Source organism: Bradyrhizobium sp. TM102 (assembly GCF_009176685.1).
Lineage (GTDB): Bacteria > Pseudomonadota > Alphaproteobacteria > Rhizobiales > Xanthobacteraceae > Bradyrhizobium > Bradyrhizobium ottawaense.
The window spans coordinates 5,902,408-5,921,376 of the sequence record NZ_AP021855.1 but is presented as its reverse complement, the minus strand read 5'-3'; the positions used below and the strand labels follow the sequence as shown (position 1 = coordinate 5,921,376).

16 protein-coding genes are annotated in these 18,969 nt (G+C 64.3%); 11 read left to right on the top strand and 5 right to left on the bottom strand.

Going from position 1 to position 18,969, the window contains the following annotated elements:
- The first annotated feature begins 181 nt into the window (after nt 1-181).
- A complete protein-coding gene (locus GDN70_RS28070; RefSeq protein WP_028143468.1) occupies nt 182-1,402 on the top strand; it encodes an NAD(P)/FAD-dependent oxidoreductase in 1,221 nt (406 codons plus the stop codon).
- On the opposite strand, the gene rbsK is transcribed toward GDN70_RS28070, so the two are convergent.
- Together rbsK and GDN70_RS28060 are read right to left on the bottom strand one after the other, a co-directional pair.
- Nucleotides 1,399-2,313, bottom strand: coding sequence for a ribokinase (rbsK, locus tag GDN70_RS28065; protein ID WP_028143467.1), 915 nt, complete (start codon nt 2,311-2,313; stop codon nt 1,399-1,401). The two genes, GDN70_RS28070 and rbsK, sit on opposite strands and share 4 nt — an antisense overlap.
- 6 nt (nt 2,314-2,319) lie before the next feature.
- Complete coding sequence (locus GDN70_RS28060; protein WP_028143466.1) at nt 2,320-3,213, bottom strand: sugar kinase; 894 nt, start codon at nt 3,211-3,213, stop codon at nt 2,320-2,322.
- A 223-nt stretch (nt 3,214-3,436) separates the two neighbouring features.
- On the opposite strand from GDN70_RS28060, the gene GDN70_RS28055 reads away from it, so the two are divergent.
- Nucleotides 3,437-4,285 (top strand): VOC family protein, encoded by an 849-nt coding sequence (locus GDN70_RS28055; protein WP_028143465.1) that lies wholly within the window; start codon nt 3,437-3,439, stop codon nt 4,283-4,285.
- A gap of 224 nt (nt 4,286-4,509) precedes the next feature.
- Here the strand turns inward: GDN70_RS28055 and GDN70_RS28050 are convergent, their stop codons facing one another.
- Nucleotides 4,510-5,481: an IS110 family transposase gene (locus GDN70_RS28050; protein ID WP_049801720.1), complete on the bottom strand. Its 972-nt coding sequence runs from the start codon at nt 5,479-5,481 to the stop codon at nt 4,510-4,512.
- A gap of 391 nt (nt 5,482-5,872) precedes the next feature.
- On the opposite strand from GDN70_RS28050, the gene GDN70_RS28045 reads away from it, so the two are divergent.
- The 9 genes from GDN70_RS28045 to GDN70_RS35205 all read left to right on the top strand — a co-directional run bounded on the left by GDN70_RS28045 (nt 5,873) and on the right by GDN70_RS35205 (nt 15,435).
- Complete coding sequence (locus GDN70_RS28045) at nt 5,873-6,580, top strand: TetR/AcrR family transcriptional regulator (RefSeq protein WP_173015882.1); 708 nt, start codon at nt 5,873-5,875, stop codon at nt 6,578-6,580.
- Between the two features lie 367 nt (nt 6,581-6,947).
- Nucleotides 6,948-7,757 (top strand): ABC transporter permease, encoded by an 810-nt coding sequence (locus tag GDN70_RS28040; protein WP_028143463.1) that lies wholly within the window; start codon nt 6,948-6,950, stop codon nt 7,755-7,757.
- A 54-nt stretch (nt 7,758-7,811) separates the two neighbouring features.
- Entirely contained in the window at nt 7,812-8,804 is a 993-nt protein-coding gene (locus GDN70_RS28035) for an ABC transporter substrate-binding protein (RefSeq protein WP_028143462.1), read from the top strand.
- Between the two features lie 151 nt (nt 8,805-8,955).
- A complete protein-coding gene (locus GDN70_RS28030) occupies nt 8,956-9,798 on the top strand; it encodes an ABC transporter ATP-binding protein (RefSeq protein WP_028143461.1) in 843 nt (280 codons plus the stop codon).
- A gap of 130 nt (nt 9,799-9,928) precedes the next feature.
- Nucleotides 9,929-11,326: a hypothetical protein gene (locus GDN70_RS28025; RefSeq protein ID WP_038972784.1), complete on the top strand. Its 1,398-nt coding sequence runs from the start codon at nt 9,929-9,931 to the stop codon at nt 11,324-11,326.
- Nucleotides 11,323-12,474, top strand: coding sequence for a Gfo/Idh/MocA family protein (locus GDN70_RS28020; protein WP_028143459.1), 1,152 nt, complete (start codon nt 11,323-11,325; stop codon nt 12,472-12,474). The genes GDN70_RS28025 and GDN70_RS28020 overlap by 4 nt, the downstream gene beginning before the upstream one ends.
- Before the next feature lie 136 nt (nt 12,475-12,610).
- On the top strand, nt 12,611-13,801 hold the full coding sequence (locus GDN70_RS28015) for a dihydrodipicolinate synthase family protein (RefSeq protein ID WP_152103311.1): 1,191 nt from the start codon (nt 12,611-12,613) through the stop codon (nt 13,799-13,801).
- Nucleotides 13,801-14,664, top strand: a complete 864-nt coding sequence (locus GDN70_RS28010; protein ID WP_038972781.1) for a sugar phosphate isomerase/epimerase — start codon at nt 13,801-13,803, stop codon at nt 14,662-14,664. The genes GDN70_RS28015 and GDN70_RS28010 overlap by 1 nt, the downstream gene beginning before the upstream one ends.
- Nucleotides 14,665-15,261: 597 nt before the next feature.
- Nucleotides 15,262-15,435 (top strand): hypothetical protein, encoded by a 174-nt coding sequence (locus GDN70_RS35205; protein ID WP_162832241.1) that lies wholly within the window; start codon nt 15,262-15,264, stop codon nt 15,433-15,435.
- 191 nt (nt 15,436-15,626) lie between these two features.
- Here GDN70_RS35205 and GDN70_RS28000 read toward each other — a convergent pair whose 3' ends face one another.
- Both GDN70_RS28000 and rocD read right to left on the bottom strand, forming a co-directional pair.
- Nucleotides 15,627-16,997: a Spy/CpxP family protein refolding chaperone gene (locus tag GDN70_RS28000; protein ID WP_244625831.1), complete on the bottom strand. Its 1,371-nt coding sequence runs from the start codon at nt 16,995-16,997 to the stop codon at nt 15,627-15,629.
- 585 nt (nt 16,998-17,582) lie between these two features.
- Nucleotides 17,583-18,797: an ornithine--oxo-acid transaminase gene (rocD, locus tag GDN70_RS27995; RefSeq protein WP_038972778.1), complete on the bottom strand. Its 1,215-nt coding sequence runs from the start codon at nt 18,795-18,797 to the stop codon at nt 17,583-17,585.
- Between the last annotated feature and the right edge of the window lie 172 nt (nt 18,798-18,969).

Sequence of the window (18,969 nt, the reverse complement as noted above, 5' to 3'; positions counted from 1 at the left end):
AGCGGAGGAGTGACAATCCCCGACCGCCGCCCTTGCGCGGGGCGAAACGATAGGCTCAAATGGGGCCGCCTTCGCCAAGGGACGGACACGAGCGCCGGCTCCTCGTAAGGCCAGCAACCAAAATCAGCGAGAGAGGAGACGACATGGGTCACGCTCGTGTCTTCCGGAAATGGGCTGTCCAATGAGCGACGGTCCGGTGATCATCGTCGGTGCCGGCCATGGCGGCTATCAGGTCGCGGCATCGCTGCGCCAGGCGGGCTTTTCGCAGCGCATTTGCCTGATCAATGACGAGGCGCATCTGCCCTATCAGCGGCCGCCCTTGTCCAAGGCCTATATCAAGGGCTCGGCCGGGCCGGAGAGCCTGATGTTCCGGCCGGAGAAATTTTATCAGGACCAGAAGATCGAGCTGATCGCGGGCCGCGCAGTGTCGATCGATCGCGCCGGCCACAAGGTGCTGCTCGCCTCGGGCGAGACGCTGGCCTACGCTCACCTCGTGCTGGCCACCGGCGCACGCAACCGGCTGCTCGACCTGCCCAACGCCAATCTGCCCGACGTGAAATATTTGCGCATCCTCGACGAGAGCGATGCGCTGCGTGCGATCATGCCCTCGAAGACACGGGTCGTGGTGATCGGCGCCGGTTTCATTGGTCTCGAATTCGCGGCCACCGCCCGGATCAAGGGCCTCGAGGTCGACGTGCTCGAGCTTGCCCCGCGCGTGATGGCGCGTGCGGTGACGGCGGAGGTGTCGGAGTATTTTCAGGAACGCCATCGCGAGGCCGGTATCCGCGTCCATCTCGGCGTGCAGGCGACCTCGATCGAGGCAGAAGGCGGCAAGGTCACAGGGGTCTCCCTGAGCGACGGACGGCATCTGCCCGCCGATCTCGTCGTGGTCGGCGTCGGCGTGCTGCCGAACATCGAGCTTGCGGCTGAGGCCGGGCTGCCGGTCGCCGCCGGCATCATCGTCGACGAATATCTGTCGACGGCTGACCCTGACATCTCCGCGATCGGCGATTGCGCGCTGTTCGCAAGCCCCCGCTTCGGCGGATCGCTGCGGCTGGAATCGGTGCAGAACGCCACCGACCACGCCCGCTGCCTCGCCGCGCGGCTGACGGGCGACAAGAAGCCGTACGACAGCCATCCCTGGTTCTGGAGCGACCAGGGCGACGACAAGCTCCAGATCTCAGGCCTCACCACCGGCTACGACCGCGTCGTGCTGCGTGGCAGCGCCGCGAACAAGGCGTTCTCCGCGTTCTGCTACAAGGGTGAGACGCTGCTCGGCATCGAATCGATCAACCGCGCCGGTGACCACATGTTCGGCCGGCGGTTGCAGGGCATGAATCGCTCGATCACGCCGGCGCAGGCTGCGGACGAAAGCTTTGACCTGAAGAGCGCGCTGGCTTAGGGCGCCGACAACACAGCAGCAACTTCCCTGGCCGTCGGCATCGACGGCCCCGCGCCCATGCGCTGCACGCTGATCGAGGCGGCGGCGTTGGCGAAGGCGAGGGCGGCACGCAAGGGCACACCGTCAGCCAGTTGCGCGGCGAGCGCGCCGACAAAACAATCGCCGGCCCCGGTGGTATCGACCGCCTTCACGGCACGCCCGGGCACGGCGGCCTCTTCGCGCCCCGCAAGCGCAAGCACGCCGCGCCTGCCGAGCGTGACGCAGATGCTCTGGTCCGCGCGCGCCTGAAGTTTTCGCGCGACATCGAAGATCTTCGCGGCCTCGTCGCCGTCGGACAATTCCTCACCGGCGAGGAAGCCGAGTTCGGTCTCGTTCAGCACGAGGATGTCGACCAGCGCGAGCAGCTCACCGGACATCTTTTGCGCCGGCGCCGGGTTGAGCACGGTCACGACGCCGGCCTCGCGTGCGCGCCGGAAGAACGCGGCGATCGTCGGCAGCGGGATCTCGAACTGGCTGACCGCGACATCACCCTTCGTCAGCGGCACGTCCGCCACATCATCCGCGCCGACCTGCGCATTGCTGCCGGGAATGACGACGATGGTGTTATCTGAGGCCGCGACGGTGATGATCGCAGTGCCGGTGTGGGTGTCGGCGTCGCGCACCGAGCCGAGATCGATGCCTTGCGCGCCGAGGAACGTCTTTAGCTCAGCGCCAAAGGAATCCTTCCCCAGCCGCCCTATCAGCGTGGTCCGCGCGCCAAGCCGTGACGCCGCCACCGCCTGGTTCGCACCCTTGCCGCCTGGAAAATACAGTACCTCGCGGCCGGCGACGGTCTCGCCGACGCGCGGGTGGCGATCGGCGGTCGCCACCACATCCATGTTGATGCTGCCGGCGACGAAAACGCGCCCCATCTGGATCTAAACCCTGACCTCGAACTCGTGCCGAACCTTGGCGATATCGACGAGCGTCGGCAAGCCGGCCTCGTTGCCGAGGCGCTGGATCTTGAAGGTCGAGGCGGCTCGGGCAAAATCAAAGTGCTCGCGCCAGCTTTTGCCGGGATGAGCGAGGTAGGAATAGACATAGGCGCCGTGGAAAACGTCGCCGGCGCCGTTGGTGTCGATCACGCGCTCGCGCGGGATCGGCATCGCCGGCATGATCTCGACCGCACCTGTCTCGTTGTACCAGAGCAGGCCCTTCTCGCCCATGGTGATGCCGCCGATCTTGCAGCCGCGGCTCTTGAGATAGTCGAGCATCTTCTCCGGCGTCAGGTCCATCTGCTCGCACAGGCGCTCGGCGACGATGGCAACGTCGATATATTCCAGCAGCTCATGCGTGTTGGTGCGCAGGCCGCCGCCGTCGAGCGAGGTCAGGATGCCGGCCTCGCGGCAGACCTTGGCGTAGTGGATCGCGGCATCCGGCTGATGACCATCCACGTGCAGCGCGCGGCAGCCGCCGAGATTGAGCATCGGAAAGGGATGGATGTGCTCGTCGTCGCGGCAGCGGACGATGGCGCGCTTGCCGTCCTTGGGCATGATGAAGGAGAGCGAGGACTGGTTCACCTTCCGCCCGTGCAGCGAGATCGCGTATTTCGCGCACATGTCCTGGAACATGCGCCCCAGCCAGTCATTGGCCGCGGTAGCGATCAGGTCAGGCACGATGCCGAGCTTGGCGCAGCAGAACGCCGCCGTCACCGCGTTGCCGCCGAAGGAGACCGCGTAGTCCGAGGCCACGTGCTTCTCGTCCCCGGTCGGCATATGGTCGGTGATGAAGACGACGTCGATATAGGTCTGTCCGATGAAGAGAGCCTGCATTGCTTGTCCGTCATGCGCTTTGTGGTCCAGGCCGGCGCGCTTACTGTAGCACCGGTTCCGCTCAGGGATCGCTGAAATTATTCGCAAATCTGCCGCCCCAAGCGCTTGAGGTCAGCATGAGGCCGGAATACGACCATCACCGGGCAATGCCAAGCCCGGACAAACGCCGTGTTTCGGCGCATTGGTTCCACGTCAATAAAAGGGTCGATCAAAAGGGGGACATATGATCACCGGCCTCGATCACGTCGTCGCTCTCGTCAGGGATATCGGTGCAGCCAAGGCGGCCTACCAGACGCTACTCGCCCGCGCGCCGGCCTGGCAGAACTCCGGCGAGGGCGCCGACCGCGTGCTGTTCACCCTCGAGAACATGACGATCGAATTGATGGCGCCGAGCGGTTTCAGCGTGACGGCCGATCGCATGCGCGCGCTGCTCGACGACCAGGAGGGCGTGCTCGCCAGCCTGTGCTTTCGTGTCGCAGACATGAGCAGGATGCAGCGGCGGCTGCAGCGAGTGGCCTTGAGCCCGGATCCGGTTGCCGAGGTCGAAAGCAGCGACGACGAGTCGGGCGCCGTCCTGCACTGGAAGCGCACGCGCGCCGCCACGGAACTCACGCGCGGCGTGCGCATGTTCTTCCTCGAACTGGCCGACGAGCGTCCGCTCTCCCCCGCGACCGACATCGCGCCGATCGACGCACTCGACCACGTCGTGGTCACCACCGAGGATTCCGAACGCGCTGCCGCGCTCTATGGCGCACGGCTCGGGCTCGATTTGGCGCTCGACCGCTCGCACCAGGATTGGGGCCAGCTGATGTTCTTCCGCTGCGGCGATCTGATCGTCGAGGTGGTCCGACGGCCGGTCGCCGGCGGCGACCTTGCGCATGACCGGCTCTGGGGCCTGAGCTGGCGGGTCGCCGACATCGACGCCACGCGCGCCCGCCTGATCGCCGCCGGCCTCGACGTCACCGAGGTCCGCAACGGCCGCAAGCCCGGCACGCGAATCATGACGGTGCGCAACGGTACCTGCGGCATTCAGACGGTCCTGCTGGAGCGCTCGCCGAAGCCGGTGGAGTGAAAGCGCCGCTTTCTCCGTTCGAAGACTCCCATAGCAACCATTAAAGCACGCCCGATTTCCGCGAGCATGACGCCGTGCTTGCGGCCGTCAAGGCGTGGCCTGGCGGCAGTCGACGTGAGGTGAGACGAGCGCGACGGCCATCCTTGACGGCCGCGGCGCGCGGCGTCGTCTTGACGGCAGGTCGGGACGAAGAAACGGTCGCCTGATCGAACAAAGAAACGAGATCAGGTGACGGACACACTCGCGGTTCTGGGCGGTTCGGCGACCCACGGTGTTCCGCGGGCGACGACGGCGTTGATGATGACGATCAGCTTCCTGGCACAGGCGACCAGCGCGCGCTTGTGGCCCTTGCCGGCGGCGATCAGCCGGCTGTACAGGGCCATGAGCTGCGGATTCCAGCGGAAGGATGCCGGAAGAGCTGCGGTGTAGAGCGCCTGACGCAAGCGCTGGCGTCCGCCGTCAATCCTGCGGGCGCCGACATGCTTGCCGCTGTCGTCATCGTACGGCGCAAGCCCGGTGAGGGCTGCGGCTTGCTCGCGGGTGATCTGACCGATCTCGGGCATCCTGATCAAGATGGCAACCGCGGTCGGCAAGCCGCTGCCGCCAACGCTGTAGATCAGATCGAGCCGTGCGGCGAGATCGCGATGCTTGCGGATCGCTGCCACCAGGGCCTTGAACTCGGCTCGTCTGTGCTTGGCCAACAGAGCGATCTGCTCCTTCCAGAACTTCTGGATACGTTCGTCAGGGCAGCTCTCCAGCCGATTCTTGAGCTTTGCGATGTCCTCCTTGATCTGGTCGATCATCGTCAGATGCACGGCAAAAGGCTGCAGCCGGGGGTCTGGAGCGGGATGGATCTTCTTGACCGCGGCGGTGCAGGCCGCAATCAATGCGGCATCCATTTTGTCGTTCTTGGCCCGTTGCAAATGGAACGTGGCATAGGCGCGGACCTGGATCGGCTGAAACACGATGACGACAAACCGCTGGCGTCGCAGTTCGGCGACCGCCGCCTGCTCGTAACCACCGCTTGCCTCGATCCCAACCCGCTTGACCTTGTGGCGCTTCAGCCACTCCACCAGCTCCTGGTGGCCTTCCGCCGTGTTCTTGACCTGCAGCTCCTCCGAACTGCCATCGAGCGCCACGTCGAGCTTATCTTTGCTGGTATCGATTCCAGCACAGATCGTGTTACGTTTGGCCATCTTCCTCGACCCTCCCTTGTGATGCGAACCTGAAGTTCGTTCAACCATGCGGGTCCCGATGAAGTGCCGACCGCGATCTTGCTACAAAACGCAGCCCTCAAGGCTTCGGTGGGCATCGATCCGATCGATCGGCGGCCCAGCCCGGGCGGCCACCCGGGCTGGGCCATTCCTCACGGAACCAGGCCATTCTAATCCGGCGCGCTAATACAAGGGTGGGCAAAGCGAAGCGTGCCCACGTCTTTGCCCAATTGATGCGAAGACGTGGGCACGGCGCAAGAGCGCCTTTGCCCACCCTACGAAACCGGCTTGCTTGGCTTTCACTGTCGCGAAACTATGCGGCGGGCTGCCCGCGTGTTACACGCGTACCGACAGCACCCAGCGAGCACCCGGTTTGGCGAAGGCAAAGCGAACTCTGAAATGGCAGCGCGATCCCGAGGGGATGCGACTGCGCATTCTCGAAGCCGCCAAGCAGGAGTTTTCCGCTCACGGGCTCGCCGGCGCTCGCGTCGACCGCATTGCGGCCAAGGCCGGCGCCAACAAGCGCATGCTCTACTACCACGTCGGCAACAAGGACGAGCTTTACCTCGCGGTGCTCGAAGGCGCCTATGACAAGATCCGCAGCGAGGAGCGCGGGCTCGATCTCGAGCACCTCGAGCCGCCCGAGGCGATCCGGCGCCTGATCGAGTTCACCTGGAATTACTTCCTGCGCAATCCCGAATTCCTGTCGCTGCTTCAGACCGAGAACCTCGCGCGCGCAAAGCACCTGAAGCGCTCGACCAAGGTCAAGTCGATGCACTCGCCCTTCGTCGAGATGATCCGCACCGTGGTCCGGCGCGGCGTCGACAGTGGCGACTTCCAGGTCGCAGTCGATCCGGTGCAGCTCTACATCTCGATCGCAGGGCTCTGCTTCTTCTATCTCTCGAACTCGGCGACCCTCAGCGTGATCTTCGGCCGCGACCTCCTGGACAAAAAGGCCAAGGACGAGCGGCTGGCGCACATGGTCGGCCTGGTGCTGGCCGCGCTGACCGGGCAGTCGGTCGCGCTGTTCGAGATCGCGAAGGCGCCGAAGTCGCGCGCCACGGTGGCGCAAACGGTTTAGGGCGGTCTGGTCCCGCGCATTGGTGGACGGATCGTCCGTCGTTTTCTCAATCTCCGCCGTTATTGCCCGCTTTCACTGATATGACGTCGAGAGTGGAGCGGTCTCGTGCCCCGGACGCAGCGCAGCGCGTCTTCGCGGTGCGCTGCAGAGCCGGGGCCCATGGATCGACGGGACGCGTGGCTCCTGGGTCCCGGCTCTGCGCAGCAACGCAAGAGCGCTGCAGCGCGTCCGGGACACGGAGGCGACCGTTCCATTTCCAAAGCACCTGGGAACCGCCGCCGCAAAACGTCACAGTAAATCCTCTGGACAGTATTTATCCAACGGGTTAATTTCTCTCCACAATGAAGAAGACTGCCGGGAGTGAAAATTGGCCGAGCCGAAGCCGCAGAATGCGATCTCCAAGGTGCTGAATGCGGCCTGGGTTCGGCCGTTCTTGTTCCTCGTCTTCATCGTCGTGGCCTGGGATCTGGCCATCCGGTTGTTCCGAATCCCTGCCTACCAGATCCCGTCGCCTCTCGACGTCGTCGCGGTGCTGCGTACCGACTGGCCGGAATTGCTGCGCCAGTCCTGGCCGACAACCTATGCGACGGTCTGCGGTTTCGCGCTATCCGCTCTGTTCGGCATTCCCGTCGCGATGCTGATTGCGGGTTCGAAGACGGTGGAGAGCTACATCTATCCGCTGCTGGTGTTCTCGCAATCCGTGCCCAAGATCGCGATCGCGCCGCTGTTCGTGGTCTGGTTCGGCTTCGGCATCATTCCAAAGGTCATCTCGGCGTTCCTGCTCGGCTTCTTCCCGGTGGTGGTCTCGGCGGTGCAGGGCTTCAAGTCGGTCGATCCTGACATGGTCGATCTCGCCCGCGCCATGCAGGGCAGCCGCTTCCAGGTGTTTTGTGCGGTGAATCTGCCGCACGCGCTGCCGGCGATCTTCTCGGGTCTCAAAGTGTCGGTGACGCTTGCGGTGGTCGGCGCCGTCGTCGGCGAGTTCGTGGGGTCCAATTCCGGCATCGGCTATGTGATGCAGCGCTCGATCGGCACGTTCGATCTGCCGACGATGTTCGCGGCCCTGGTGATCCTCGCGCTGCTCGGCGTGATCCTGTTCTGGATCGTCGACAGGATCGAGAAGCTGGTCATTCCCTGGCATGTCAGCCAGCGCGAGGACGTGATTTTCGCTTCTTAACTAAAGCACAACGGCCACCAACGGCCGAAACAACAACGGCAAGGGAGAGTGACGATGAAGCGGTTGATTGGGGCTGCATCAGTGGCGCTGATGGTTTTTGCGGCCGTGCCGGCGCAGGCGGCCGACAAGGTCGTGCTGATGTTGAACTGGTACGTCTACGGCGAGCACGCGCCGTTCTATTACGGCAAGGCCAAGGGCATCTACGCAGCCGAAGGCATCGAGCTCGAAATCCAGGAAGGCCGGGGCTCGGCTGCGACCACACAGGCCGTCGCCGCCAAGACCGCCGATTTCGGCTATGTCGACGTTCCCACCATGATGCGCGCCGCCATCAAGGGCGCGCCTGTCGTTGCAACCGGCGTGCTGCTGCAGACCTCACCGATGTCCGCCATGGGTTTTGCTGACAAGAACATCAAAAAGCCCGAGGACATCAAGGGCAAGACGGTGGCGATCACGCCGGCCGATTCCATGACCCAGATCTGGCCGCTGTTCCTGAAGAAGACCGGCCTGAAGGAGAGCGACTTCCAGACCGTCGCAGGCGACGGCCAGACCAAGCTCAACGCGGTCATCAACGGCCAGGCTGATCTGCTGCTCGGCTACGTCATGGACCAGTCGATGAAGATCAAGGACGCCACCGGCAAGGACGTCTACCCGATCAAGTTCGCCGACTACGGCATCAACATGGTCTCCTCGGGCATCATTGCCAATGCCGACTATGTGAAAGCCAATGCCGATCTGGTCCGCCGCTTCATGTCGGCGACGACCAAGGCGGTCGAAGCCGCCGAGAAGGAGCCGAAGGCCGCCGCACAGTCGATCCTCGATGCCAACCCCAAGGGCGGCAAGATCGACACGCTGACGCAGGGCTTTGAGCTGACGATTCCGCTGTACCGGACCGCGGAGACCAAGAGCAAGCGGCCGTTCCAGGTCACCGACCAGAACATGACGGACTCAGTCAATCTGATGGTCGAATATGGCGGCCTCGATGCCAAGGCCAAGGACAACCCGAAGGCCTTCTACACCAACGACTATCTGCCGAAGAGCGGCTCGTGAGCGATCAATATTCGCCGTCGTCCCTGCGAACGCAGGGACCCATTACCACCGGCCTCGATTGTTACGAAAGGTCTCACTCCGCGTGCCCGGACGCGCCGGCACGGCGTATGGGTCCCTGCGTTCGCAGGGACGACGGGGGGAGAGCGCTGCGATGAACCCTGCGACCAAACCAATCGACGTCCAGCCGGCCGCGCATCTGAGACTGGTGAACGACCGGGCCGGTGATGCCTCGGGCATCAAGCTCTCCGGCGTGTCCAAAACCTACCGGACGCGCGACGGCGATGTGCCGTCGCTGCGTCCGCTCGACTTCCACATCAATGACGGCGAGTTCTTCGTCGTGGTCGGGCCATCCGGCTGCGGCAAGTCCACGCTGCTCAAGCTGATCTCGGGCTTGCTGCCGCCGACCGCGGGCGAGATCCTGGTCGAGGGCGAGAAGGTGACGACGCCGCATGGCAATGTCGGCATCGTCTTCCAGAACGCGTTGCTGCTGCCCTGGCGCAACATCCTGTCCAACGTCATGCTGCCGATCGACATGAAGCGGCTGCCGCGGGACGAATATCTTGCCCGTGCCAAGGCGCTGTTGAAGCTCGTCGGGCTCGAAGGCTTCGAGAAGAAGCTGCCCTGGCAGCTTTCCGGCGGCATGCAGCAACGTGCCTCGATCTGCCGCGCGCTGGTGCACGACCCCAAGATCATGCTGATGGACGAGCCGTTCGGCGCGCTGGACGCGCTGACGCGCGAGCGCATGAATGTCGAGTTGATGCGGATTCAGCGCGAAACCAGGAAGACGGTGCTGCTGATCACGCATTCGATTCCGGAAGCCGTGTTCCTCGCCGACCGCGTCCTCGTCATGACCGAGCGTCCCGGCGCGGTCGCTGCGATCTACGACGTGCCGCTGCCGCGCCCGCGCTCGCTCGACGTGATGGCCGATCCGGTGTTTACCGAACTCGTGCAGCGCATCCGCAAGCATTTCTTCTCGCAAGGGGCATTGGACTAGAGACGATGGGAGAAGCTCTACTTCCCAGAGCGTCATGGCCGGGCTTGTCCGGGCCATCCGCGTCCTGCCCCGCGCGACGAGGAACGTGGATGCCCGGGACAAGCCTGGGCATGACGACCTTTCCAGGACCATCCCCGTGCGCCTGAAGCTGCGAGACATCGCCTTCTTCGAACGTCCCGTGCAGTTCGCGCGGCCGTTCCGCTTCGGCGCGATCACGATCAACGCGACGCCGCAGCTGTTCGTGCGCGCCGAGATCGAGGTCGAGGGCAGGGGCGTCGCGGTCGGCGCCAGCGCCGAGCTGCTGGTGCCAAAATGGTTCGACAAGCGGCCGGAATTGTCGCCGGCGCAGACGGTCGATGGCCTGCGCCGCTCGCTGGAGATTGCGCGCGGGCTCTATTTGGCACGGACCGGATTCTTGACGGCGTTCGATCTGCATGCCTCGTGCATCGGTGCGCAGGTCGCGACGTGTGCGAAAAAGAACATTCCGCCGCTTGCCGCGGCTTACGGTCCGGCGGAGATCGACAAGGCGATCCTCGATGCGTTGCTGCGCGCCGCCGAAACCAGCTTCTTCGATGGAATGGCCGGCAACATCGCCGGCATCGATGCGCGACTCTCACCTGACCTCGTGGGATTGGACATCACCACCTTTCTCTCCGGCCGGGTACCGCTGGAGCGTGTTGCCATCAGGCATACCGTAGGCCTTGATGATGCCGTCGAAGGCGAGCGCGGCGTCGCCGATGCCCGCGAGAACTCCGGTGCACGATACTTCAAGCTGAAGCTGTCGGGCGATCCCGCAGCCGACGCGGCGCGGCTCTCCCGCATCGGCAAGGAGCTCGCTACGCTGGGACACGACTACAAGGTGACGCTCGACGCCAACGAGCAATATGCCGACCTCGCTGCGTTGCAGGCGCTGATGGGCCGGCTCGATCACGACGCAGCGCTACGCCCGATCGCCACGCGCTTGCTCTATGTCGAGCAGCCGATGCCGCGCGACATCACGAGGCAATCGCCGCTTGGCGCATTGGCCGCGCACGGCTTCATCATCGACGAGGCCGACGATTCCTACGATGCCTTCCCGGCAGCGCGGGCGCTCGGCTATTGCGGCATTTCCTCGAAATCCTGCAAGGGGCTCTACAAGTCCATCATCAACGCGACGCGCGCCGCGAAATGGAGCGCGAACGGCGAGAGGTTCTTCGTCACCGGCGAGGACCTCACCTGCCAAGCCGGCCTCGCCGTGCAGCAGGACCTCGCGCTCGGCGCCTTCCTCGGTGTCACCCACGCCGAACGCAACGGCCATCACTATGTCGACGGCTTTGGCGACACGCCTCTCGCTGAAGCGCAGGCGTTCGCCGCCGCGGATCCCGATCTCTACGCCGATACCGGGCAGGGCATCCGGCTCTCCATTCACGACGGCGATCTCCTGACGGGATCGCTTCATGCAACGGGCTTTGCGACGTCGGTCCATCCGGACTGGTCGGCGCTTCTCCCGCTCGAACAGCCAAGATCACTTCAGGAGCATTTGACATGACCACCCAACGCCTCGGCCTCATCATGAACGGCGTCACCGGCCGCATGGGGCTCAACCAGCATCTGATCCGCTCGATCGTCGCGATCCGCGAGCAGGGCGGTGTACGGCTGAAGAACGGCGACCGCGTGATGCCCGATCCGATCCTGGTCGGCCGCAGCGCCGAGAAGGTCGAGGCGCTTGCCAAGCGCTACAACATCACACGTTGGACCACCGACCTCGATGCGGCGCTCGCCGACAAGAACGACACCATGTTCTTCGACGCCGCGACCACGCAGGCGCGCCCGGGCCTGTTGACCCAGGCGATCAATGCCGGCAAGCACGTCTATTGCGAGAAGCCGATCGCGACGAACTTCGAGGAGGCGCTCGAAGTCGTCAAGCTCGCCAATGCCAAGGGTGTCAAGCACGGCACGGTGCAGGACAAGCTGTTCCTGCCAGGCCTGAAGAAGATCGCCTTTTTGCGCGATTCCGGTTTCTTCGGCCGCATCCTCTCGGTGCGCGGCGAGTTCGGCTATTGGGTGTTCGAAGGTGGTTGGCAGGAAGCGCAGCGGCCGTCCTGGAACTATCGCGACGAAGACGGCGGCGGTATCATTCTGGACATGGTCTGCCACTGGCGCTACGTGCTCGACAACCTCTTCGGCAATGTCCAGAGCGTGGTCTGCATCGGTAACACCGACATCCCCGAGCGCTTCGACGAGCAGGGCAAGAAGTACAAGGCGACCGCGGATGATTCCGCCTACGCGACCTTCCAGCTCGAAGGCGGCGTCATCGCGCACATCAATATGTCCTGGGTGACGCGCGTCTATCGCGACGACCTCGTCACCTTCCAGGTCGACGGCACGCACGGCTCGGCGGTCGCGGGGCTCAGCGACTGCATGATCCAGGCGCGGCAGGCTACCCCGAGGCCGGTCTGGAATCCCGACGAGAAGCGGCTGCACGATTTCTACGGCGACTGGCAGAAGCTGCCTGACAACGTCAGCTACGACAACGGCTTCAAGGAGCAGTGGGAGATGTTCATCCGCCACGTCTACGAGGACGCGCCCTACAAGTTCACGCTGCTCGAAGGTGTCAAGGGCGTGCAGCTTGCCGAATGCGCGCTCAAGAGCTGGAAGGAACGGCGTTGGATCGACGTCGCGCCGATCAAGGCGTGAGATCGAATAGATAGAGTCCCGATGTCTGCCAAGCCGTCGTTGCGAGCGGAGCGAGGCAATCCAGAGTCTTTCCGCAGAGGAGCCTGGATTGCTTCGTTGCTCCGCTCCTCGCAATGACGGGGAGAGGTCCGAAATCATGAACAAGCCCGTCCAACCCATGTCATCATTGTCGCTGAAATTGCCGAAGGCCGATCGCTCGATCGAGACCTACCGCCTTGCGGCCTCGCGCACGTTCCCCGCAAAGCTCGAAGGCCCCTTGAACCGCATCGCCTTCTCGGCCGTGCACACGGTCGTCGATCCCTTCACCGACAACGATCCCTGGCTGTCGGCTGCCGTCGATTGGGACAGGACCATCGCCTTCCGCGAGCACGTCTGGGATCTCGGTCTCGGCGTTGCCGAAGCCATGGACACCGCTCAGCGCGGCATGGGGCTGGACTGGCCGACCTCGCTGGAGCTGATCACGCGCTCGGTCGCCGCCGCCAAGCGCCGCAACGCGCTGGTGTTCTCCGGCGCGGGCACGGACCATCTCGCGGTCGAGGATGCCAGTAGCCTCGACGACGTGATCCGCGCTTACGAGGAACAGATCTCGGCGGTGGAGAAGGTCGGTGGCCGCATCATCCTGATGGCATCGCGCGCGCTGGCGAAACTCGGCCGCAACGCCGATGACTACGCCAAGGTCTATAATCGCGTGCTGTCGGGGGTAGCGCAGCCCGTGATCATCCACTGGCTCGGCGACATGTTCGATCCGGCGCTGACGGGTTATTGGGGCACCGGGGATCTCGACAATGCGATGGACACTGCGGTCGCCATCATCAACGGCAACGCCGCCAAGGTCGACGGCGTAAAAGTGTCGCTGCTCGACAAGCAGCGCGAGATCGACATGCGCCGGCGCCTCGACAAGCGCATCAAGATGTACACCGGCGACGACTTCAATTATTCGGAGCTGATCGCCGGCGACGAGCAGGGTTTTTCGCACGCGCTGCTTGGTATTTTTGACGCCATTGCGCCGGCGGCATCCTACGCACTGTCGCGACTGGCGGCTGGCGACGAGGCCGGTTTCCATGACGTGCTGGGGCCGACAGTGCCGCTGTCGCGTCACATCTTCAAGACGCCGACGCGGTTCTACAAGACCGGCGTGGTATTCATGGCGTATCTCAATGGCCACCAGGACCATTTCACCATGGTTGGGGGACAGGAGAGTACGCGCTCCACGTTGCATCTGGCCGAGCTGTTCCGTCTGGCCGACAAGGCCGGCCTGCTCGCCAACCCTGAACTCGCGACGCAGCGGATGAAGACCGTGCTCGCCACCCACGGTATCGAATCCTGATGCGCGATTTTTCGTCCGACCATCGCTGGCTGTCGCTGAACACGGCGACCGTCCGCAAGCAGGGTGACCTGGTCGAGATCATCAACGCCTGTGCAAAGCAAGGCATCCGCGCCATCGATCCCTGGCGCGACCAGGTCGCATCCGTCGGTCTCGAACGCGCCGCGCGCGCAGTGCGCGATGCCGGCCTCGAGCTCTCAGGCTATTGCCGCGGCGGTATGTTCACCTCGGACGCATCGCGCAGAGGCGAGGTGCGCGACGACAACAGGCGCTGCGTCGATGAAGCCAAGGCGCTGGGCGCGCCCTGCATCGTCCTCGTCGTCGGTGGCCTGCCGCAATATTCCAGGCCGGGCAGCGAGGTGTCGAAGGACATCGCGGCAGCGCGCGGGCAGGTCGAGGAAGCTCTCGCCGATATGCTCGACTATGCCAGGCAGGCAAACCTGCCGCTGGCGATCGAGCCCTTGCATCCGGCTTACGCGGCCGACCGCGCCTGTGTGAACACCACGAAGCAGGCGCTCGATATCTGCGACCGGCTCGATCCCGCTCGCAGCGGCATGCTCGGCGTCGCGCTCGACGTCTATCACATCTGGTGGGACCCGGAGCTGATGAGCCAGGTCGCGCGCGCCGGCAAGGATCGCCTGCTCGCGTTCCATGTCTGCGACTGGCTGGTGCCGACAAAGGACATCCTCAACGACCGCGGCATGATGGGCGACGGCGTCATCGACATCAAATCAGTGCGTGCGGCGGTCGAGGCGGAGGGCTTCGCTGGCTATTCCGAGATCGAGATCTTCTCCAACGCCTGGTGGAGCAGGCCAATGGGCGAGGTGCTGCAGACCTGCATCGCGCGTCATAAGACGGTGGTGTAGAGTTACCACGAGTGCGGCCCCTACGGGCTTGCGAGCTGTTGCAGCGTGATGAAGCGGGCCTTCTGCTCGCTGTTCGGCGTCGCATAGAACTCGTCCAGACAAGTTCGCCCCGCTCGCGAAGCACCGAACTGGTCGGAGTACCACCAAAGATGTGGTGGACTACCATCAGCTTTCAGGCAGAATGTCATCATGCCGATGCCGCAGCCTCGCCACAGTCTGTGCCAGATCGGAGGCGGTAATCAGTGGCATCAACGATCGGCAGGGACGGCGGATGTACCCATGCCTGTTGATCTTGAATGGCCCCGACGTGCAACCGTCGGGGCCATTGCCGTGATCGGCGTGACATAGCTGGCGAGCTTTGCCGAAGGCACCAGCGTGCTTTATTGCGGCGAAAGACCGCCAAGGACAATCTGCAATTCATTCAATGCGCGGGGCCAAACTGGTTTGCGATCGAATTTGCCGGGCGCTGAAAAGTCGGACGATTGCGCTATCATTGATTCACCGTCAAACACCGGACTATCACCCGTCAATTCGATCTGCGAAGCTGTGACAACACAAATGCGCTTGCAAACAAGCAAGCGTGAAGGAGGGTCCGCAGTGGATAAGGTGCAGCGTTTGCGTGCGATGAGCTCACTGTGCCGCCAACAGGCCGCGTACAACAGCATGAACAAATGGAAGCTGCTCGCAGAAGCGGAATACTGGGATCATCTGGCTAATCTCGAGTTGTCTTCTCACTTCCAGCAATGCAACGCGATCCCAAGCGCGAACTAGGCTGGGCGGAAGACGATTTCCTCGTGAGGTCGGAAACGAGGCTGTCGCTTGCGTTACGTGCCGCTGCACCCTCACAGAGAGTGCGCGGTAGGGACATGCATGGTCTCGTCGAGCTTTGAAGCAGGACGATTACGTCACCCCGCTTCGTTCGACCGCGGCGCAAATTGCAACGAGAAAACGCGATGCCGTCCTCACGGCCCCGCGACCTGTTGCAGCGTGTTGAAGCGCGCCTTCTGCTCGCTGCTCAGCGTGGCATAGAACTCGTCCAGCGCAGGCTCTACCAGCTTGGCGGCCGTCAGCATCGCCTCGAGCCGGTGCTGCATCGCCTCCAGCCGTCCGACCGGCGTCAGCGGCACATCGTTCGGGCAAGCCGCTTGCAGGCCTTCAACGCCTTTGGCTGTCGCTTCACTGAGGCGGTCGAGCGCCTCCTTCTGCTTGCCGGCTGGGTGGAGCACAGCCTCGATCCTTTGGATCGGCAGCTGGGTCAGGCCGGATTTCGGATCGCCGCAGCCCTCGACGTTGGCTTGCTGCTGTGGCGAGCGTTCGCCGATATTCGGACCGAGCGCATTGAAGCTGGCCTGCTGCTCGTCACTGAGCGAGTTGTAAAAATTCTCCAGTGCCGGTCGCACGATCTTGACGGCTTCCAGCGTCGCGCTGATGCGGTTCATCATCGCGCGCAAGCGACCAGGGGGAGTCAATGCATAAGTCTCCGCGCAAGAGTCCTTGAACACGCCGGCAGCGTTGGCCGCCGCGGTTTTCAATTCGTCGAGCAGTGCGCGTTGCTCCGGCGCCGGCCGCACCGCTTTCGCGATATCGGCAAGCGGCCAGGCGGTGACGCCCTTGTCCGGTGTACCGCACAATTGCTGTAGCGTTTGCGGGCTCACGCTCGCGCGCGGACGGGCGCGGCTGCCGCCACCGGCTTGCGGATAGTCATACGGGTTGGTGCTGGCATAGGCGGAATAGGGGCCGTCACCACCCCAGAACACGGTGTCGACGAAGTCGTCATAGGCGTATGCCCAATAACCGGGCTCGTAGCCATAGGACCAGAACGTGTAGTTGAAAATGTCGGAGTAAGCGTAAGGCCAGAACACGGGCCCAAGCCACGCCACGAACACCGCGGGATGGCGGTGTCGCCAGGCCTGCCGGGGAGCCCAGCCGCTCTGGCGGGTGGTGAGCGCTGCCTGCGCTTGCGCAGGGGCCTGCTCGCGGAAGCGCTCGGCAAATCGCCCGCGCTCGGCCGCCTGCACGGCGGCGGCAATGGCGGCTCGCCCAACTGTGGTGGACTCGGGGCCCAGCCGCTGCAGGCGCGCCTGATCGCGCTGCTGCATGCCCTGTTCGCGCTGGAGCAGGCGGTTCTGCGTCTGCAGCGTCCGCTCCTGTGCACGTTGCGCCCGCACGCCTTCCGGCTTCTGCGACTGCAATTGCTGCACGCGCTGTTGCATCCGGTCGATGCGGCTCTGCCGTTCCGAGCTCTGACGTGTGAGCGTCTCGCGCTGCCGCTGCTGCACGATTTGCTGTCGCTGCTGGATCTGCTGCTGATGTTGCTGCGCGCGCTGCTCCATCCGCTCCTGTCGCGGCGGCCGCGCGCTCACAGCAGGTGGCGCGCTTGGGCGCGAGGGGGCGGCGATATGCGGCGTCGGCCGCGGGGCCATGGCCGGACGTTGTGGCGCTGCCGGCGCCCGGTGGAATTCAGGTCGCGGCGCCGCCACGTGCGGGGCGGCTCGCGGCGGTGGTGCTGCAAAACGGGGGCCCGGACGCGGCGGCGGTGCGGCGATGTGGGGCGCCGGGTGCGGCGCCATGGCCGGTCGCTGCGGCATGGCCGGTGGATGGAATGCCGGGGCGGCGGGACGTGCCATGGCTGGCGGCGCCGCCGGACGGGCCATGGCCGGTGGTGCTGCTGGGCGTGCAGGCGCTGCGGCTGGACCGGCAGGTCCGCCCCTTCCATGTCCCTGGCCGGGTCCTTGGGCGAACGCGCCGACGCTCGTCGCCAGCACAGAGACACCAACTAAAGCAGCCGTAAGGCAAGCGCCATGCGGAAGCATGATTGTCGCTCCCAGCTCGTAATCGCCCACGACGTTCAACGCGCAGCTGGCGGAATCGTTCGTTGCTGGCCGCGGCCGGCATTGCGATCTTCCGACGCAGGCCGCTCAGGAGAAATCCTGCGTCAGGGTGCTGGCGAGCCGCTCCAGCGCCCAGTCGACCTGGTCGCTTGTGATCACCAGCGGCGGAGCGATGCGGATCGTTTGCTCGTGGGTATCCTTGGCGAGGATGCCCATGCCCTGAAGCGCCTCGCAGTAGCGGCGGGCGCGGCCGGCCTCGGGATGCAGTTCGACCGCCAGCATCAAGCCGCGTCCGCGCACCTCGCGGATCGTGTTGGCACGAATGTCTTTCAAACCTTCCAGAAAGCGCGCGCCCTGCCTGGCCGCGTTCTCGATCATGCCTTCCTCGGTCAGCACGCGCAGCGCCGCGCGCGCCACCGCGCAAGCAAGCGGATTGCCGCCGAACGTCGAACCGTGCTGGCCGGGCCTCAATGTCCCGAGCACGTCGTTGTTCGAGAGCACGGCCGACACCGGATAGAAGCCGCCGGACAAGGCCTTGCCGAGCAGCGTCACGTCCGCCTCGATTCCCTCGTGCTGTTCAGCGAGAAGCTTGCCGGTGCGGCCGAGCCCGGTCTGGATCTCATCGAGCACCAGCATCACGTTGTTGGTGGTGCAGAGCTCCCGCACCTCAGTGAAATAGCCGGCCGGAGGAAGGATGACACCGGCTTCGCCCTGGATCGGCTCGACCAGAAAGGCGACCGTGTTTGGGGTGATTGCCTCCGCCAGTGCCGCGGCGTCGCCGAACGGGATGATCTTGAAGCCCGGCGCGAACGGCCCGAAATGTGCGCGCGTGTCGGGGTCGGTTGAAAAGCCGACGATGCCCAGCGTGCGTCCGTGGAAATTATTGGCGCAGACGATGATCTCGGCGTGGCCGTCCGGCACGCCCTTCACCTCATAGCCCCATTTGCGCACCGACTTGATCGCGCTTTCGACCGCCTCGGCGCCGCTGTTCATCGGCAGCACCTTGTGGGAGCCGGTGAGCGACGCGATCTCTTCGTAGAAGGGGGCGAGCTGGTCGTTGTGGAAAGCCCGCGAGGTCAGCGTCAGCCTGTGCGCCTGTTCCACCATCGCCGCCAGGATCTTGGGGTGGCAGTGGCCCTGGCTGACCGCCGAATAGGCCGAGAGGCAATCGAGATAGCGGTTGCCTTCGGTATCCCAGACCCAGACACCTTCGCCGCGCGACAGGACGACCCCGATCGGCTCGTAATTGTGGGCCCCAAAGCGTGCTTCCGTTGCGACGAAATCAATGACCGACGCGCTCATCTGTCGTCACTCCATTGCTGCGCGGGGCGGTGCCCGACTGCACCGCCGGCCCTCAGCTTGATCTGGGTATCAACTTGCCGCCTTGGAAGTCTTCATCCCCTCCGGTGGCGTAGCCCGATCTGATTTGCCAAAAGTATCAGAGGGTTCTCTACTGTGCATGGGGTTGTTTTCG